The sequence below is a fragment of the Shimia sediminis genome (genome assembly GCF_003990645.1).
Classification (GTDB): Bacteria; Pseudomonadota; Alphaproteobacteria; order Rhodobacterales; family Rhodobacteraceae; genus Shimia; species Shimia sediminis.
Genome location: NZ_RYZK01000092.1, coordinates 1 through 621, shown reverse-complemented (window position 1 = coordinate 621; position 621 = coordinate 1). Strand labels below are relative to the sequence as shown.

Genomic DNA, 621 nt, shown 5'->3' with positions numbered 1-621 from the left:
GGTGGTAGAAAGTTACAGGAAAGCAAGTCCCAGAACAGTGGAGCTAGCGTTCCAACTTCCCTACCAAACGAACAAGAACAGATCGACCAAGTAACCAAAAACCATGCCTTTCAAGCCCGTTGAAAACCCCAAATGCCCAAAATGCGGCAAATCAGTATACGCCGCTGAAGAACGTGTAGCTGGTGGATTGAAATGGCACAAGATGTGCTTCAAATGCGGACTTTGCGGAAAGCTTTTGGATTCCACCAACTGTTCCGAACATGAAGGTGAATTGTTCTGCAAAATCTGCCACGCCAGGAAATTCGGCCCTAAAGGTTATGGTTTCGGTGGTGGAGCTGGTGCCCTTAGCATGGACACCGGATCTCACTTGGAAGGAAGCTCCTCCTGAGGGACTAAATGGGTATTGCCTGCGGTCCGAGGGTCATGAACATCGCCGAGCCGCAGTTCATCTCTTATACCTTTCCTTTCCATTATAATATCCAAAATTACACGTTGTATTTTTTAGATTTATATCAACTTATTGTTTATTTTAAGTAAATGTCTTAATTTTGTTCACCATTCGGTAATTTTATAACCAGGATGTAACAATTTATATTACAAAAATAAAAAATAATATTAAAT

At 41.7% G+C, this 621-nt stretch carries 1 protein-coding gene; it reads left to right on the top strand.

The window, feature by feature from the left end:
• The first annotated feature begins 103 nt into the window (after nucleotides 1-103).
• Nucleotides 104-388: an LIM domain-containing protein gene (locus EK369_RS22995; protein ID WP_127110913.1), complete on the top strand. Its 285-nt coding sequence runs from the start codon at nucleotides 104-106 to the stop codon at nucleotides 386-388.
• The last annotated feature ends 233 nt before the right edge of the window (nucleotides 389-621 follow it).

Coding starts and splice junctions, on each gene's coding strand:
- EK369_RS22995 (WP_127110913.1), top strand. CDS start 104: ATGCCTTTCAAGCCCGTTGAAAACCCCAAATGCCCAAAATGCGGCAAA.